The 15230-nt window shown below is 69.6% G+C and carries 21 protein-coding genes; 19 read left to right on the top strand and 2 right to left on the bottom strand.

Annotated features, from left to right (window positions below; genetic code table 11):
• Window positions 1–171 (bottom strand): hypothetical protein, encoded by a 171-nt coding sequence (locus AB0I79_RS00475; protein ID WP_357865376.1) that lies wholly within the window; start codon window positions 169–171, stop codon window positions 1–3.
• Window position 172: 1 nt separating this feature from the next.
• Window positions 173–301, bottom strand: a complete 129-nt coding sequence (locus AB0I79_RS00470) for a hypothetical protein (RefSeq protein ID WP_357865374.1) — start codon at window positions 299–301, stop codon at window positions 173–175.
• A 74-nt stretch (window positions 302–375) separates the two neighbouring features.
• On the opposite strand from AB0I79_RS00470, the gene AB0I79_RS00465 reads away from it, so the two are divergent.
• The 19 genes from AB0I79_RS00465 (at window position 376) to AB0I79_RS00375 (ending at window position 15150) form a co-directional block, all read left to right on the top strand.
• Entirely contained in the window at window positions 376–696 is a 321-nt protein-coding gene (locus AB0I79_RS00465; RefSeq protein WP_357865371.1) for a MerR family transcriptional regulator, read from the top strand.
• On the top strand, window positions 693–890 hold the full coding sequence (locus AB0I79_RS00460; protein WP_357865369.1) for a hypothetical protein: 198 nt from the start codon (window positions 693–695) through the stop codon (window positions 888–890). The genes AB0I79_RS00465 and AB0I79_RS00460 overlap by 4 nt, the downstream gene beginning before the upstream one ends.
• A gap of 191 nt (window positions 891–1081) precedes the next feature.
• Window positions 1082–2041 carry a hypothetical protein gene (locus tag AB0I79_RS00455; RefSeq protein WP_357865367.1) on the top strand — a complete coding sequence of 320 codons (960 nt, stop codon included), beginning with the start codon at window positions 1082–1084 and terminating at the stop codon, window positions 2039–2041.
• Window positions 2038–2592 (top strand): ATP-binding protein, encoded by a 555-nt coding sequence (locus tag AB0I79_RS00450; RefSeq protein WP_357865365.1) that lies wholly within the window; start codon window positions 2038–2040, stop codon window positions 2590–2592. The genes AB0I79_RS00455 and AB0I79_RS00450 overlap by 4 nt, the downstream gene beginning before the upstream one ends.
• Window positions 2589–3965, top strand: coding sequence for a replicative DNA helicase (locus tag AB0I79_RS00445; RefSeq protein WP_357865364.1), 1377 nt, complete (start codon window positions 2589–2591; stop codon window positions 3963–3965). Before AB0I79_RS00450 ends, AB0I79_RS00445 begins: the two co-directional genes overlap by 4 nt.
• Entirely contained in the window at window positions 3962–4291 is a 330-nt protein-coding gene (locus AB0I79_RS00440) for a hypothetical protein (protein WP_357865361.1), read from the top strand. Before AB0I79_RS00445 ends, AB0I79_RS00440 begins: the two co-directional genes overlap by 4 nt.
• Window positions 4284–4775, top strand: coding sequence for an NADAR family protein (locus tag AB0I79_RS00435; RefSeq protein ID WP_357865359.1), 492 nt, complete (start codon window positions 4284–4286; stop codon window positions 4773–4775). The genes AB0I79_RS00440 and AB0I79_RS00435 overlap by 8 nt, the downstream gene beginning before the upstream one ends.
• Window positions 4776–4780: 5 nt before the next feature.
• Window positions 4781–5125, top strand: coding sequence for a hypothetical protein (locus AB0I79_RS00430; protein WP_357865357.1), 345 nt, complete (start codon window positions 4781–4783; stop codon window positions 5123–5125).
• An 87-nt stretch (window positions 5126–5212) separates the two neighbouring features.
• Window positions 5213–5524 (top strand): hypothetical protein, encoded by a 312-nt coding sequence (locus AB0I79_RS00425; RefSeq protein ID WP_357865355.1) that lies wholly within the window; start codon window positions 5213–5215, stop codon window positions 5522–5524.
• Between the two features lie 11 nt (window positions 5525–5535).
• Window positions 5536–6201, top strand: coding sequence for a hypothetical protein (locus tag AB0I79_RS00420; protein WP_357865352.1), 666 nt, complete (start codon window positions 5536–5538; stop codon window positions 6199–6201).
• Between the two features lie 45 nt (window positions 6202–6246).
• Window positions 6247–6921: a hypothetical protein gene (locus AB0I79_RS00415; protein ID WP_357865350.1), complete on the top strand. Its 675-nt coding sequence runs from the start codon at window positions 6247–6249 to the stop codon at window positions 6919–6921.
• 30 nt (window positions 6922–6951) lie between these two features.
• Complete coding sequence (locus AB0I79_RS00410; RefSeq protein ID WP_357865348.1) at window positions 6952–7173, top strand: helix-turn-helix domain-containing protein; 222 nt, start codon at window positions 6952–6954, stop codon at window positions 7171–7173.
• Window positions 7174–7287: 114 nt separating this feature from the next.
• Window positions 7288–7440 carry a hypothetical protein gene (locus AB0I79_RS00405; protein WP_357865347.1) on the top strand — a complete coding sequence of 51 codons (153 nt, stop codon included), beginning with the start codon at window positions 7288–7290 and terminating at the stop codon, window positions 7438–7440.
• Between the two features lie 371 nt (window positions 7441–7811).
• Complete coding sequence (locus tag AB0I79_RS00400; RefSeq protein ID WP_357865345.1) at window positions 7812–8360, top strand: phage terminase small subunit P27 family; 549 nt, start codon at window positions 7812–7814, stop codon at window positions 8358–8360.
• A gap of 43 nt (window positions 8361–8403) precedes the next feature.
• Complete coding sequence (locus AB0I79_RS00395; protein ID WP_357865343.1) at window positions 8404–10161, top strand: terminase TerL endonuclease subunit; 1758 nt, start codon at window positions 8404–8406, stop codon at window positions 10159–10161.
• A gap of 7 nt (window positions 10162–10168) precedes the next feature.
• Window positions 10169–10402 carry a hypothetical protein gene (locus tag AB0I79_RS00390; RefSeq protein ID WP_357865341.1) on the top strand — a complete coding sequence of 78 codons (234 nt, stop codon included), beginning with the start codon at window positions 10169–10171 and terminating at the stop codon, window positions 10400–10402.
• A gap of 157 nt (window positions 10403–10559) precedes the next feature.
• A complete protein-coding gene (locus AB0I79_RS00385) occupies window positions 10560–12047 on the top strand; it encodes a hypothetical protein (RefSeq protein WP_357865339.1) in 1488 nt (495 codons plus the stop codon).
• Window positions 12044–12520, top strand: coding sequence for a hypothetical protein (locus AB0I79_RS00380; RefSeq protein ID WP_357865336.1), 477 nt, complete (start codon window positions 12044–12046; stop codon window positions 12518–12520). Before AB0I79_RS00385 ends, AB0I79_RS00380 begins: the two co-directional genes overlap by 4 nt.
• A complete protein-coding gene (locus tag AB0I79_RS00375) occupies window positions 12517–15150 on the top strand; it encodes a Mu-like prophage major head subunit gpT family protein (protein WP_357865334.1) in 2634 nt (877 codons plus the stop codon). Before AB0I79_RS00380 ends, AB0I79_RS00375 begins: the two co-directional genes overlap by 4 nt.
• The last annotated feature ends 80 nt before the right edge of the window (window positions 15151–15230 follow it).

Genomic DNA, 15230 nt, shown 5'->3' with positions numbered 1-15230 from the left:
TCACGAGGGAGGCAGCCGAAGTTTCCCGTCGGCGTACGCCTGCAAGAGTTCGCGGATTACGGCGACCAGTGGGCGGCCGTCGGCGTCGGCTCGCGCCTTCGCCGCCGTCCACAGGTCCTTGTGGAGCGGGATGCCCCGCGTCTGCATGCCGTCGGCGCGCTGTCCCGGCACGTCACGCCTCGATGAGATTGCCGTCGCACCAGTGGGCGCAGTCGAGGCAGCACGGGCCGACCTGGTCGCCGATCTGAGCCTGCTGGGTGTTGTCGGTGGGGTTGTCGCAGATGACGCAGGTGCCGGTCATGGCGCCCTCCTCAGTAGGTGTAGCTACACCGTAGGCGGGTGTAGCTACACCGTCAAGAGGGCGGGGCAGATCCGATGAACACGAGACGCCCGATGACCCTCAACGAGGTGCGCAAGCGCGGCCTGTCCTACCGCCGGCTCGACTTCTGGGCCACCAGGGGGTGGATTCGCCCAACGCACGCGGGTGGCTCCGGAAACACCCGCGTCTGGCCGGAGGCGGAACTGCGGATCGCCGATCTCATGCGGCGCCTCACCGCGGCCGGGCTGGCGGCCGACGTCGCCGCGCGGGCCGCCCGGGCGTGCGTGGAGGGCGACCGGCTGCTCGTCACCATCGGCCCCGGCGTGGTGCTCGCGATCGACACCGACCTCTTGGCGGAGGAGGCGCGGCAGCCGTGACGCGCACCGAAACCAAAGGGCGGAAGTGCGACGGCAAGCGCCGCCACAACAGCAAGGCGCGAGCACTCGCCGCCGTCGCCTGGCACGTCGCCCGCGGCGCCGCCCCCGGCGCCCTCACCGCGTACGCCTGCGAGTTCTGCGACGGCTGGCACGTCGGCCACCGGCCCACCAAGGGGCGGAGGCGCAGGACGTGAGCATCCACCAGAAGCCAGCCGCTGAAGATTATCGGCCACCGCCGCATTTCAAAAATATTGCGCCGCGAAATGTCGCCAACAAATGCCGGGACGTCCTTGACAGCTCCGGAGGCTGTGAGCAGGAGCAGCCCCGCCGAAGACCGGGCCCGCTCCAAGCCAGCACCACCCACTAGACCCCTGGAGCAGAGACCGTGGCATGGGCACGCATCGACGACGCATTCGACGACCACCCGAAGGTGCTCGCCCTCCTCGACATGGACGGCGCGGCGGCCGCCATCGGGCTGTGGACGCTGTGCCTCACGTACGCGCACCGCAACACGCGCAGAGCGGGCAAGGTTCCGGGACTGATCCCACCAACGCTGCCGCGCCGGTTCTTCGGCCCGGACGGCAGGGCCATGGCCGCACTGCTCGTAGAGGTCGGGCTGTGGGAAGAAGTCGACGACGGATGGATGATCCACGACTTCGCGGAGTACCTCCCCGGCAAGGAGGTGAGCGCCGCCCGGTCGGCCGCAGGAAAGAAGGGGGCTGCCAAACGGTGGGGTGACAAGAAGCCACCGCCGGATGGCAACCGCATGGCACCGCCAAAGCAAGACGATGGCAACGCCATAGCAAGCGCAAAGCAACCCGATGGCACTTTGCCATCCACTGATGGCACCGAGATAACAAATAGCCACGACCCCATGGCAAACGATGGCTCGCGCGCGGGCGCGCGCCGGGATCGGGTTGATGTACGTACTACGGTGCTCTCTCCCGTACCCAGTCCCGAACCCGTTCCGCCTTCGGCGGGCGCTACCGCGCCGGGCGGCGACACTCCGCCCCGCGACTCCCCGCCCAACGCCGGTGACGTCGTCGCCGCATGGATCGAAGGCGCCCAAGCCGCCAGTGGCGAACGCCCCGCCACCCGACTCATCAGCCAGGTCGGGCGGCAGGCCCGAGAACTCCTCGACGAAGGCAAGAACCCCGCCCGGCTGCTCGAAGCCGCCACTGCAGCGGGCCGGAAGGGGTTCGCCGACCTCGGCCGCGAACTGCTGCGCATGGGCACCACCCCCGGCCAAGACGCGGGCACCGGCGGCCGGTTCGCGGCCGGCAGCGGCTCCCGAGCACCCGTCCCCACCGCCGACGACATCAGAAACGGGCAGGTCATCCTATGAGCACCCCATACGAGCAGTGGCACACCGAGCAAACCCAGCACCGGCTGGCCCGGCTGCGTGCCGCCAGGCCCGCCGCCTACAACGCGCCCGGTCTGCTCCACCCCGACATCGCCGCTTGGGCCGACAAGACGGCCGTCGGCGAGTACGGCAACCTCGTCATCGTCGGCAACATCGGCGTCGGCAAGAGCTGGAGCGTGTGGACACTCGCCGACCGCATGGTCGCCGCCGGATATCGCGGTCGCGTCGAGATCGTTCCCGCCAGGCGGCTGCAGCGGCTCATCACCCCGCCCGTCGACTGGACCGCCCTCGACCGGCTGGCCAAGGCTGGGATGCTCGCCATCGACGACGTCGGCTCGGTGCGGATCGGCGACTGGGACTCCGACCAGATCGGCGCCCTGCTCGACCCGCGGTGGGAGGAGCACCGGCCCACCATCCTCACCAGCAACCAGCTCGACCTGCGGTCCATGGTGGGCGAGCGGGTCGCCTCCCGGATGTCCCACCGCGTCACCATCGTGCAGATGGCGGGCGCCGACCGCCGGAGGACCGCATGACCGCCGACGTGAACGAGCTCGCGGCCGACGGCTGGGCGCCGACGCCGGGCATCGTGGCCGCCGAGATGGCCGTCGTGGGGGCGGCCATCCAGACGCGGGAAACCCTGTGGCTGGGCGCCCTCGACGACATCGCCGAGATCGTCACGCCGGAGGACTTCTACAGCCCGGCCGGGCTCGTCTACGCCGCAGCGCAGGCCCTCGCCGACGACGCCAAGCCGGTGGACCCGGCCGCCGTGTTCGACGCGCTCGCGGTCCGCGGCGACCTGACCCGGCTGGAGCGGCTCGGCGGCGGCGCCTACCTGCACACGCTGATGCAGCACGCCGCGATGGGCGGGGCGTGGACGTACCACGCCCGCCGGGTGGCCGCCGACGCCCGCCGGCGGCGGATCCACCTGGCATGCATGCGCGGCCAGCAGGTGTCCGCGAACGAGGCGTGGGACGACGAAGCCGACCCCGACCTGATCCGCAAGCTGATCGACGAGGCGGCGGTGCGGCCCGGCGACCGGATCGAGTTCGACGTGTCCGGCGAGATGTCGGCGCTGCTGGACGAGCTGGAGAACCCGCCGCCCGCGCCGTCCGGTGTCGTCCCGCCGTTCATCGACCTCGCCCACCTGCTGACTGCGCTCCAGCCCGGGCAGCTCATCGTGGTGGGTGCCCGGCCGTCCGTCGGCAAGAGCACGCTGGCCGTGGATTTCGTACGCAAGGCGGCCATCCGGGACGGTCAGCTCAGCGTGCTGTTCACGCTGGAGATGCGCCGCCGCGAGGTGCTGCAGCGCATGGCATCGGCGGAGTCGGGGGTGGGGTTGCACGCGATCCGCGCCAACCAGGTCGACGACGGGCAACTGGAGCGGCTCGTGGAGGCTGGCACTCGCATCTCCGGCGCGCCGCTCATCGTTGACGACCGCTCGGGCTGCAGTCTGGAGCACGTCCGGGCGACGCTGCGCAGCCTGTCCCGCCAGGGCGGGGCGAAACTGGTGGTGATCGACTACCTGCAGCTGATGAACGCGGCGAAGGCGCAGAACCGCGAGCAGGAGATCGCCCTGCTGAGCCGTGGCTTGAAGCTGCTGGCGGGCGAGTTCGAGGTGCCGATCGTGCTGCTCAGCCAGTTGAACCGGGAAGCGGAGAAGCGCAGCGACAAGCGTCCGCAGCCGTCGGATCTGCGCGAGAGCGGCGCCGTGGAGCAGGACGCGGACGTGATCATCCTGCTGCATCGGGAGGACGCCTACGACGACGAGTCGCCCCGGGCGGGCGAAGCCGACTTGATCGTGGCGAAGAACCGGAACGGCCCCACCGCGAACGTGATCGTCGCGCACCAGCTCCACTACGCCCGGTTCGTGGACATGGCGTGGTCGCCAACGAAGGGGCTGTCATGATCCGAAGCGCTGAGAGTGATTCTGAGGCCCATTCGGAGGGTCGGGCGGTCCCGAGACACCCGGAAGGCCCCGAAAACCCGCCAGCGGCCCGCACGGGCGCGTCTGCGACCATCTCTCCTGAACTTGCCGGACCGATCGGGAGCGAAACGGCGCGCAACGGCGAGACGTCCATTGCCCAGACAAGGCGCGCGGTCGCCCGGCAGATCGCCGACGCCATCCTCGCCGACGTGGATTCCCTGTTCGCGTCGCGCACCCATGCCGACCTGTGGGAGGCCGCGTACCGGGCCGCCCGCATCGCCCTCCAGATCGGAGCCGATCATGCCTGACGCCGCACTCAAAGTGATCGACAGGTTCAGCGGTGAGTGGGAGCCGCTGTCCAACTTCGCCCGCGTCCCCGTCACCATCTACTCCAGCCTGGAAGATCGCGAGATCATGTATCCCACTGCCGAGCACGCCTTCAACGCGGCCAAGACCCTCGACCCGGCAGAGCGGGCGGCGATCCTGGCCGCGTCCACCCCAGGCGAGGCGAAACGGCTCGGCCGCAAGGCGACGCTCCGGCCTGGCTGGGCCACGCACGTCCGATACACGGCGATGCGCATGGTGATCGAGGCCAAGTTCGGGCTCGGCTCCCCGGCCGCCGCCGTGCTGCTCGCCACCGGCACCGCCACGTTGATCGAGGGCAATCGGTGGCATGACCAGCACTGGGGTGACTGCCGCTGCGGCGGCCGGGAGTGCGTAGCGCCTGGGGCGAACTGGCTCGGCCGAATGCTGATGGCGCAGCGCACCGTGCTGCGCGGGGAGGCCCTGTGACGAACGTGTCTGACCCAAACGCAGCCGAGGAACTCCGCGAAGTCATCCGCGAGGCGCACGGCCTGCTCAAGGACCTGCGAGCCGAGCGGCGAGCCATCGAGCAACTGCTCGACGGGATCCCCGCCAAGGTGGACGACCGCATCACGACCGCGCTGGAGGCGGGCCTGAAGGACCTCACCGAGGCGACCGGCAAGGCGATCGACAAGGCCACCGCAAATGTGTTCCACAGGTTCGAGACGCTGGAGGCCATCCTCACCGGCACCGACCGGGCCTCGCAGCGAGCGGGCAGGCCACCGCTGGAGGACCTGCTGCGCAACCACCCCCACGCCAAGGGGCCCGGCCGTGCCTGATCTTGAGCCGTCCGAGGAGATGACCGCCGACGAGTACGAGGCGTGGGTCATCGACCAGCAGAGCCCCGACTACCACGGATGATCCCCATGGCCAGAACCGTTCGCTGCGACCACGCCCAGGCTGTACCAGTCGAATCCGTCGTCACAGGCGAGATCCTCGCCGCGCTCTGCCCGGGCTGTGACCAGCAGCTCCCTGCCGAGTTCCTTGGCTGCCCGCACGACAACGCCATCGACATCACCAACCTCGCCGAGCTGCCCGGCCAGAGGATCTGCAACGACTGCGGCACCACCGGCTGGTACGGCCAGACCGAGAGAGCCGTCTTTCTGCCGCTCGTTGCCAACCCCGCCGCACCAACCCAGGCCGAGATCCTTCGCGGGATTCCTTTGTCCTGGCTGTAGGAGGTCCGAACATGGTCCGCCGCCGCATCGACCCCGCCATCTGCCTCGCCCAGCACAAGCACGACCCCGACCGGCCCCGGCACGCCGCCGATGGCCTCAACCTGTGCCCTGGCTGCCGTACAGGCTTGAGCCGGCATGTCGCCGACCTTCCCGAGCTTCACGCGGACGTACTCGCCCAACTCCCGGCCGGCTCCGACAGTGCGGGCCCGGCCGTCAGCGGCAGCCGCGAGACGCCGCTCCCGTTCAACCCGCGCGCCGGCGACTGGCTCTCCCAGACTCGGCACGACCTCGCCCGGATCACCTCCATCGTGGCCATCGAGCGAGGCCTCATCGGGCCGCCACCGAACGCGGCCGCGCAGTGCGCGTGGCTCGGGCCGCACCTCGACTGGCTCGCTGCCAACCGCGACGCCGGCGCATTCAAGGATGTGCTCGGCGAGCTGGTGGGCAGGGCGTACAGCGTGATCGATCCGGGCCGGTTGCCCGTGTACGTCGGCCCGTGCATTGAGATCCTGGACGACGGGCCATGCGCTGGCGTGCTGTGGGCCACGGTGCGGCTGGACGGCGACCCGCGGCCGAGCGAGATCTACTGCGACGTGTGCGCGCTGGCGTTGAACCCAGCGCAGTGGAACAGATTCGGCAGGCGGTACGCCAAAACGAGACCACGCCTGGCAGGCTGATCATTCCGAGACAACCGGACTGGCGCCTGAGCCGTCACACCCTGTGTGACACCGACCCCATCTCCATCGCCTGTACCGGGAGCCGACGATGTCAACTGGACCGATGTCGTCTCAGCCTTAAGCGATGCCGTCGTCGCCATCGGCACGCTCGGGACACTGCTTCTGATCGTGGTAACAGTGCGTCAGCAAGGTAGGGCTCTTGGCCTGCAAATCGAGCAGCTTCAACATGAGCGTGACGCGCGCGAGGCCGCGCAACGGCAAGCCGAGCAGGAGTCGCGCCAGCGCCAACTTGGCGAAGCTAGGCGAGTGCGAATTTCGACGTACGAGATCGAATACCGGGGCGGCACGATTCCTCTGGTGCACAGCCTGGACACCGCCACAGAGCTGATGCAGGACATCTGGCACAGGCAGGCGGGAAGCGGGGTGGCTGGTGCTGTTGAAGTCAAAAACGGCAGCGACATGGTGGTCAGGAACCTGAGCTTCCACGCCGATAGCCTCCAGCGTCCGCAATACATATACCGAGAGGGAGCAACCGTGCTGATGCAGGCATACGAGCTGGACCGACTGGCCCCGGAAGCAGAGGCCACCTTCATCTGGCCAGACATCAATGAGCAGGCCTTGCACGACGCTGGATTGAAGATGCATTTCTCCGACGAAGACGGGCGACGATGGGCTGTGGACCTTCACGCCCATACCATTCGAATCGATCATCTCGAATGAGTTTCCAACGCTGATGAGGATGCAGCAATCGTGAACGAACCCAGCGGCACTCGCATCACCACTTCGGACGCTGCCCGCATCTACCGCATCCCGGCCCGCACGCTGCAACGCTGGGTCAACGAAGGGCGCCTCACCAGCGAGCGCCGAGGCCGCGCCATCCTCCTGTCGTGCGACGAACTCGACCAGCTCGCCGCCCTGCGCGGCACCGCCCGCTTGCCAGCCACACCACGAATGGCGCATCATCTGGTGTAACTCACCAGACGTGTCTCCTCAGCCACGCACGGCGCTGACACGTCAGGCCACAAGCGGGAAACCAGCCCGGCCAAGCGCCGGGCTTCGTCGTATCCGGCCCACCGGAGGATCGACATGCTGGACGCCGTAATCCTCATCCTGCTCATCCTCGGGTTCGTGGCGTTCGCCCTCGCCACGTTCAACGTCAGCGCCCGGATCAATCTGATGGCGCTTGGCCTGGTGCTGTGGATCCTCACCGTGTTGATCCCCGCACTGGCCAGCCTGTGACTCTCGCGTGCCGGTCAAGCCGCGGTCCCGCTGCCCCGGATGTCAGCGGCTCCACCCTGGCACTGGCCGATGCGGCACCTGCACCACGCAGGACAAGCGGACACGTAGGCCGTACACCAACGCCGAGAAGGAACGCCGGGCCGCGGCCGTCGAGGCGTGGCAAGCCGAGCACGGCGACTGGTGTCCAGGCTGGGGCAGGCCAGGCCACCCGAGTTCGGACCTGACCGCAGACCACATCGAAGCAGTCGCGACAGGCGGGCGAGAAGATGGGCCGCTCGGCGTGCTGTGCAGACCATGCAACGCAGCCAAAGGGGCATCATCGCAGGTCAGCGCTTGATCCACCCCCCGGTACGTTTTCCCTGGTCAGAGAAGTGCTCACGACCCGCGCCCAGCAGGATTTTCGGCGTCTCAGAATCCGGATCTTTTCCCGGGAGGTGGTGGCGATGGCCGCGAACGCGGGTCGTAAGTCGGCGCCGGCCGGGCTGAAGCTGCTGCAAGGCCGCGGCGGTGGCCGGGATTCTGGCGGACGCGAGGTCAAGCCTTCTCCCGGCTTCCGGCGGCTACCTCCGACGAAGCCGGCCGAGCTGAGCCCGGACGCGGCGCTGGTGTGGGACGAGCTCGTGGCGGAGCTGCAGCGGCTGCAGTTGTTGAAGCCGATCGACGGGCTGGCGCTGCAGATGGCGTGTGAGGCGTACGTGCGCTGGCGGGATGCGTCCGAGCAGCTCGCGTCGGAGGGCATGGCCTACACCTCGGACACGGGCCTGCGGAAGCTGAACCCGCTGGTGGGCGTGGTGGAGCGGGCGGCGTCGGAGTTCCGGGCGTGGTGCGCCGAGTTCGGGATGACGCCGGCGGCGGAGAACAAGCTGGCTCCGCCTGAGGGCCACGGCGGTGAGGAGAATCCCTTCGCCGGCTCGGGGTGACCCGGTGGCCGCCCCGAGGCGGACGCGGAAGCCTCCGCAGCAGATGCCGGACGCCGCGGAGCTCGCGCGGCTGAAACTCTCCCCGGAGGTCGCCTGGTATCTGATCGACCGCGGGATCCCGCTCCCGGACTGTCCGCCGCTGTTCAAGACGCCCGAGCCGGGCGAGGTGCTGAAGTCGGCCCGGTTCGACCCGGAACGCGTGGACCGGGTGCTGGCGGCGTTCCGGCAGTTGCGGCACACGCAGGGAGAGTGGGCGGGCCGGCCGCTGAACCCGGACCCGTGGCAGGTGGCCTACATCCTGGCGCCGACGTTCGGCTGGGTGCGCAAGGTCCGCGGGCTCTACGTGCGGGTGGTGCGCACCCTGTACGTGGAGCTGCCTCGCAAGGGCGGGAAGACGACCCTGTGCGGCGGCATCGGCATCTACTTGACGGCCGCGGACGGTGAGGACGGCGCGCAGGTGCTGGCCGCGGCGACGACGAAGGACCAGGCCGGGTACGTCTTCAACCCGATCAAGCAGCTCGCGGAGCACAGCCCGGCGTTGAAGCCGTTCGTGAAGGCCCTCGCCGGGAAGATCATTCACCGGGCGACGAACTCGTACTTCGCGGTGGTCGCGTCGGTGGCGGAGGCGCTGCACGGCGCGAACGTGCACGGCGGCGTGATCGACGAACTGCACGTGCACAAGGACGGCGGCGCGCTGGTCGAGGCCATCATGACCGGGACGGGGTCGCGTCGGCAGCCGCTCATAGTGATCATTACCACGGCTGACGACGGGCGGCCGAACACGATCTACGCGCGGTGGCGGAAGCGCATCGAGGAACTGGCCCGCCGCGTCATCAAGCACGTGTCCACGTACGGCGTCATCTTCGCCGCGGCGGAGTCGGAGGAGCACCTCGCCGAGCTGGGGCTGACTCCGTTCGACGAGGAGACGTGGCGCCGGGCGAACCCGGGGTACGGCGTGTCCCCGTCGAAGGAGTACCTGGAGGACAAGGCGGAGGCGGCCCGCCTCGACCCTGCCGAACTCGCCTCGTTCCTGCGGCTGCACTGCGGGATCCGCACGAAGCAGGTCACCAAGTACATCGCCCTCGCAGACTGGGACTCCACCGCGGGCTTGGTAGACGAGGCGGCGCTGGCCGGCCGGAAGTGCTTCGCCGGGCTGGACCTCAGCAACGTCGAGGACATCACGGCGGTCGCCTACCTGTTCCCGGACGGTGCGGGCGGTTACGACGTGCTGTGGCGGTTCTGGCTGCCGGAGGACCGGCTTCCGGAGCTGAAGAAGCGCACGGCGGGCAACGCCGAAGTGTGGGTGCGGGAGGGCTGGCTGACGCTCACGCCGGGCAACGTGATCGACAACGACGCGGTGCTGCGCCAGCTCGACCTGGACGCCCACAAGTTCCGCGTCGCCACGCTCGGTTACGACCGGTGGGGCGCGACGGATGTGGTGGCCAAGGCCGCCGACCAGGGCCTGACGTGCGTGCCTATCAACCAGGGCGTCGCGTCGCTGAACCACCCGCTGAAGACGCTGCTGCGGCTGACGAAGTCGAAGGCGATCCGGCACGGCGGCAACCCGGTCATGCGCTGGATGATCGACAACCTGGCGACGACGTCGGACTCCGCCGGGAACATCAAGCCGGACAAGGCCAACAGCGGCGACAAGATCGACGGCGTGAGCGCGCTGCTGAACGCGCTGAAAGAAGCCATGGCCGTGCAGGAGGCCGAAGCGCCCCCGCCGGCGACCGCGCCCGCGCAGGCCGTGGGCGATGACCGGCAGTGGTGGCGGCCGACGAGCCGCCTGAACCTGTGAGGTGATCGTGGAACTCAGGATCAGGCTGCCCCGCTTCTCGGCGGGCGCCGTGTCGAACCTGGCCGGCGTGCTGGGCCTGGTAGCCATCGCTCTGGCGGTGGGCGGGCTGACCGGCGTGTGGTGGTGGTCGCTGCTGCTGGGCGGCGTGTTCGCGGTCGGCCTGGCGTACATGGCCGGGATGTCGGCAGAGACCTCCGAGCAGGAGGAGAAGGGGCGGCCTCTGCCGGTGAGGGCGGCTTGAGGTGGGCTCTCGCTGCGAGGAACAGGTGCGGGGGATGTCGCCGGACATTCTTCCGGCACGAGTATGACCTGCAGCGAGACTCGTGTTTCGCGTGCCTTGAGGTGATTCCTCGTCTGCGCCTGTACTTCGCGGGTCGGCTGCGCATCGGGAGATCGTGGTGAGGTCCTGGTTCGCGCCGCCGCGCCGTACGGCCCGCCGGTCGGTGGAGGCGTCCCCGCAGCAGTTGGTGGCCACGGGCGCGACGGGCGCGGGCTGGGATCCGGTCGATGGTGAGGCAGGCTGGCGCCGCGCGGATGGTACGGGCCGCGCCATGCCGGAGTGGACGCTGGAGCGCGCCAGGCAGTTCTCCATTGCCGGGTACAGAAGCAACCCGATGGCCAAAGCGATCATCGACACGTACATCAGCTTCTGCGTCGGCGACGCCGGTGTCAGCTTCCAGGTGACGAACCCGCAGGTCCGGGTGGTCGTCGAGGAGTTCTGGAACGACCCGCGCAACCTGATCGGGCAGGGCCAGGAGCTGGGCCTGCGGTCTTGCCTGCTGCACGGGGAGACGCTGCGCGAGCTGATGGTGGGCCCACGCTCGGGCGTGGTCAGGTATTCACCGCTGGACCCGTCAGCGATCAACGAGGTGCAGCTGTACCGGGGCAACCCGCTGTGGCCGGAGACGGTGGTGATCGGCTCGGGTGACAGCCAGCGGCGGCTGCGGGTCGCGTCGGTGGACGACGCGACAGGCTTGCGGGACGCGCCGCTCGGCGCGGGCGGCGGGGCGGCCACGTCGGGCTGCCTGTTCTGGACGCCGTTCAAGACCGTCGAGACCGACGTCCGGTCGATGCCGTTCCTGACGCCGGTGCTCGACTGGCTGGACAACTACGACACCGTGCTCAGCAACCTGATCGACCGGACGGCGCTCGCCCGGTACCTGGTGTGGGACGTGACCGTCGAGGGCGGCGACGACGCCGTCAACAACTTCATCGCCCAGCGCGGCGGCACGCATGTGCCCCGCTCCGGCACGGTCGAGGTGCACAACCAGTCCGTGAAGTGGGAGGCCAAGACCGCTGAGACGGGCGCTGAAGAGGACAGCGTGGCCGCTCGCAGTGTCCTCACCCTCGTGGCCGGCGGTTCGGGCCTGGCCCGCACGTGGCTGGCCGACCCGGAAGACGCCAACCGCGCGACCAGCCTCACCATGGCGGAGCCGGTGCGCCGGCGCGTGCAGGGCGTGCAGAAGGTGTGGCTCGGCTACCAGACCGAGTTCACGCGGTTCGCGGTCGACCGGGCGGTGGCCGCGGCACGCCTGCCGCGCATGGTGGATGCGACGGACCCGCGCACTGGCCAGAGCTACGAGATCCCGGCCGCGCAGTCCGTGCTGGTGACGGGCCCGGAGATCGCGGCGGCCGACGCGCAGATCACCGCGCAGGTGCTGCTCAACCTGAGTACCGGTCTGGAGAAGCTGCGAGCGATCGGCGCCCTGTCGGCGGAGGCGAGCGCCGTGGCGGCGCGCAAGGCGTGGGAAGACTTCGTCGGCATCCCGTACAACGCCGACCTGGACAGCCCGGAAGCGAACGCCGACGACCTGGCGACGGCGATCGACGACTCGAAGGCCACGCCGTCCCCGCGGCTGGCCGTGGTGAACGGAGATGGGAAATGACGCGTGAAGAGGCGGCCCGGGTGCTCGGAGTGGCCGTGAACGAGGTGTCCGGGGTGCGGCAGACCGAGCACGGCACGGTGGCGTTGATGAGCACCGGCGGCGAGCGGCTGATCACCCCCTCGGACGGGGTGTTCGCGTTCGACGACCACCCGGGCGGCAAGCATCTGCGCCGCTGGCAGGACCCGGAGGAGCCGGAGCGGGACGACGCGACGCCGGATGCCTCGGCGTTGCCGGATCCGGCGCAGCGCGAGGTCCTCACAGCGCCGCCCGCTCCGGCGGTTCCGAGTCTCGCGAACCCGGAACCGGACGACGTCCACGACGAGGTCCCGGACGGGACCGTCGACGATGTGCTCGGCTGGGTGGGCGACGACCCGGACCGCGCTCGCGCCGCGCTGGAGGCGGAGGAGGCGCGGGACAAGCCGCGCAGCACGCTGGTGGCGCGGTTGCGGGAGAAGGCTGGGAGCACGCCGTGACGGGTCCTCACCCGGAAGCGTGCGGCGGTCCCGGCCGGTGCCCGGAATGTTCCCAGGACGCCGCTTCCGGCGCGTTCTACGCCGCGGCGGGGCCGCCGGACGGAACCATGCCGGAGGTCGCCCAGTTGACCTGTCCGAACTGCGGGCACACGTTCGACCCGGGCAGCCTGGGAGTGCGCACCACTGAGTCCGGCGAGGACACGGCAGGGCCCAGCTCCGAGGCGATGATCGACGGTGAGCGCTCCTACGACGACACCCGCGAGCTCGTGCGCAAGGCGCTGCAGGCGCGCGCCAGGGCGGCCTCCGGCATGTCGTACGCGTGGGTGTACATCTCCGACCTGACCAGCTCGCAGGTGGTGTACGCGTCCGGCGATGACGAGCTGTTCCAGTGCTCGTACGAGGTGAACGCCGCCGGCGAGGTGACGCTGGGCGATCCGACCAAGGTGGTGCGCACGTACGCCCCGCTACCGTCCGGTTCGGCTGGTGAGCCTGCCGGTGCCGACCCGGCCCCGGCGGTGGAGTCGGCCGGTGAGGTCGAGCAGCACGATCAGATCGTGGGCCGGGTCATCGAGAACCTGGGCACAGACGCGGGAGGCGTCCGCAAGTTCCGGGTGCGGGTCATCGCCTACGGAGACTCGAAGAACCGCCGTCGCTACCCGGAGAGCGTGTTGCGCGTCGCGGCACCCATGTACGAGGGCGCCAAGTGCTACGACGGCCACCGGGACGAGAAGGAGCTGAAGACCTCCACCACGCGTGGCCTGGTCGGCTACTACCGAGATGTCACCGCCGAGAGCGACGGCCTGTATGCGGACCTGCATTTGTTGCCGTCGGCGGCCCGGTCGGCGGAGGCGCTCGACGCGACGCTCTCTCTGCAGGAGCAGGGGCTGGAGCCGCTGATCGGCGTATCGCACGACGTGTACGCCATGTACAAGCAGATCACGGTCGGCGGGAAGCGCATGCACGAGGCGACCGCGATCACCCGTGTCAACAGCGCCGACCTGGTCGCTGACCCGGCGGCGGGTGGCCGGGCCACGCGCATGGTCGCCGCCGGGGACGAGGGCGGCGAGCCGGGATCACAAGAGTCGGGCACGGAGCCCGCAACCCAGGAGGAGAAGGAGGACGCCGTGCCACCGACGAAGGAGGAGATCCTCGCCGCGCTGCGTGAGGCGAGCAGCGAGGATCTGGCCGCGGTGGGCCTGGCCAAGGCCGCCCCGGCGCAGGAGAACGAGGGCGCCAAGCCGCCGGAGGAGCCGGCCGGGCCGGACCCGGAGCCGGTGAAGACGGTCGAGGCGTCCGGGGAGCCGAAGGGCGGGTTCCTCGGCCGTCTGCTGATCAAGGCGAAGGTGGACGACGCAGGCCTGCCGACGAGTGTGGTCGAGTCGCTGGCGGAAGGGCTGCCGGACCGTATCACCGAGGCGGACGTGGACGCCGCGGTGGCGTCGCTGAAGTCCGCGATGGCCATCATCGAGCGGGCCGACCTGGCGCCGAAGACCGCGACGGTGCAGGTGACGCGCGAGTCCGTCGAGAAGAAGGTCGCCGCGCTGGATGCGTTCTTCGAGAAGCGGTACAGCGAGGGCTACCACAGCTTCAAGCAGGCATACATCGACTTCACCGGCTACCAGCCGCGCGGGTGGGGCGACGACATCAACCGCAAGATCATGCGGGAGTGCATCGGCGACCTGTACGACTCGGGGCACCGGTCGGAGGAGTCGCTGAACACCGCCTCGTGGGCGCAGGTGCTGGGTGACAGCATCACCCGGCGGATGATGGCGATCTACCAGCAGCCGAACCTGCAGTCGTGGCGGCGCATCGTGTCCAGCATCGTGCCGGTGAATGACTTCCGGACGCAGCGGGTGGGCAGGGTCGGCGGTTACGGCCTGCTGCCGATCGTCAACGAGGGCTCCCCGTACCCGCCGCTGGCGTCGCCGCCGGACGAAGAGGCGACCTACGCGATCAACAAGAAGGGCGGGACGGAGGATCTGACCTTCGAGATGATCGCGAATGACGACGTGCGGGCGATCTCCAACATCCCGGCCAAGCTGGGTCGCGCCGCCGCGCAGACCCTGTACCGGTTCGTGTGGGACTTCATCCGGACGAACCCGGTCACCACCTACGACGGCATCCCGCTGTTCCACGCCTCGCACGGCAACACCAGCGCCAGCGCCCTGTCGGAGACGTCGCTGGACGCGGCGCGGGTGGCGATGGCGGAGCAGACGGAGTACGGCAACACCACCGAGCTGCTGGACCTGACGCCGCGCATCCTGGTGGTGCCGCCCGCGCTGGAGTCGGTCGGCTGGAAGCTCGTCACCAGCGCGGTGTCGGTGGGCGGCGCGACGAACGACGCCGAGCAGTCGCGCACGGCGCCGAACATGCATCAGGACATGGAACTCGTCAAGATCCCGTACTTCACGGTGGACGACAACAACTGGTACGCGTTCGCGTCCCCGGACGAGGTGCCGACGATCGAGGTGGGCTTCTACCAGGGTCGGCAGGACCCCGAGCTCTGGACCCAGACGGACCCGAACCAGGGCAGCGTCTTCAACGCCGACAAGATGACCATCAAGATCAGGCACGTCTACAGCGGCACGATCCTGGACCACCGCGGCATGTACGCCGGCCTGCCCGCGTAGCTCCCGCAGCCCGGCCCCGTCCCGGCCGTCACCTCCAGGGCCGGGCCGGGGCCGCTCCACATCGACCACGAGAAGGAAGA

The sequence above is a fragment of the Nonomuraea sp. NPDC050202 genome (assembly GCF_040656115.1).
Lineage (GTDB): Bacteria > Actinomycetota > Actinomycetes > Streptosporangiales > Streptosporangiaceae > Nonomuraea.
The sequence above is the reverse complement of the archived record's forward strand: the minus strand, read 5'-3'. Positions and strand labels throughout refer to the sequence as shown.

Bases quoted from the DNA above. Each gene is read 5' to 3' on its own strand.
- AB0I79_RS00470 (WP_357865374.1), bottom strand. From the start codon at position 301: ATGACCGGCACCTGCGTCATCTGCGACAACCCCACCGACAACACCCAG.
- AB0I79_RS00465 (WP_357865371.1), top strand. From the start codon at position 376: ATGAACACGAGACGCCCGATGACCCTCAACGAGGTGCGCAAGCGCGGC.
- AB0I79_RS00450 (WP_357865365.1), top strand. From the start codon at position 2,038: ATGAGCACCCCATACGAGCAGTGGCACACCGAGCAAACCCAGCACCGG.
- AB0I79_RS00445 (WP_357865364.1), top strand. From the start codon at position 2,589: ATGACCGCCGACGTGAACGAGCTCGCGGCCGACGGCTGGGCGCCGACG.
- AB0I79_RS00440 (WP_357865361.1), top strand. From the start codon at position 3,962: ATGATCCGAAGCGCTGAGAGTGATTCTGAGGCCCATTCGGAGGGTCGG.
- AB0I79_RS00435 (WP_357865359.1), top strand. From the start codon at position 4,284: ATGCCTGACGCCGCACTCAAAGTGATCGACAGGTTCAGCGGTGAGTGG.
- AB0I79_RS00425 (WP_357865355.1), top strand. From the start codon at position 5,213: ATGGCCAGAACCGTTCGCTGCGACCACGCCCAGGCTGTACCAGTCGAA.
- AB0I79_RS00420 (WP_357865352.1), top strand. From the start codon at position 5,536: ATGGTCCGCCGCCGCATCGACCCCGCCATCTGCCTCGCCCAGCACAAG.
- AB0I79_RS00405 (WP_357865347.1), top strand. From the start codon at position 7,288: ATGCTGGACGCCGTAATCCTCATCCTGCTCATCCTCGGGTTCGTGGCG.
- AB0I79_RS00395 (WP_357865343.1), top strand. From the start codon at position 8,404: ATGCCGGACGCCGCGGAGCTCGCGCGGCTGAAACTCTCCCCGGAGGTC.
- AB0I79_RS00380 (WP_357865336.1), top strand. From the start codon at position 12,044: ATGACGCGTGAAGAGGCGGCCCGGGTGCTCGGAGTGGCCGTGAACGAG.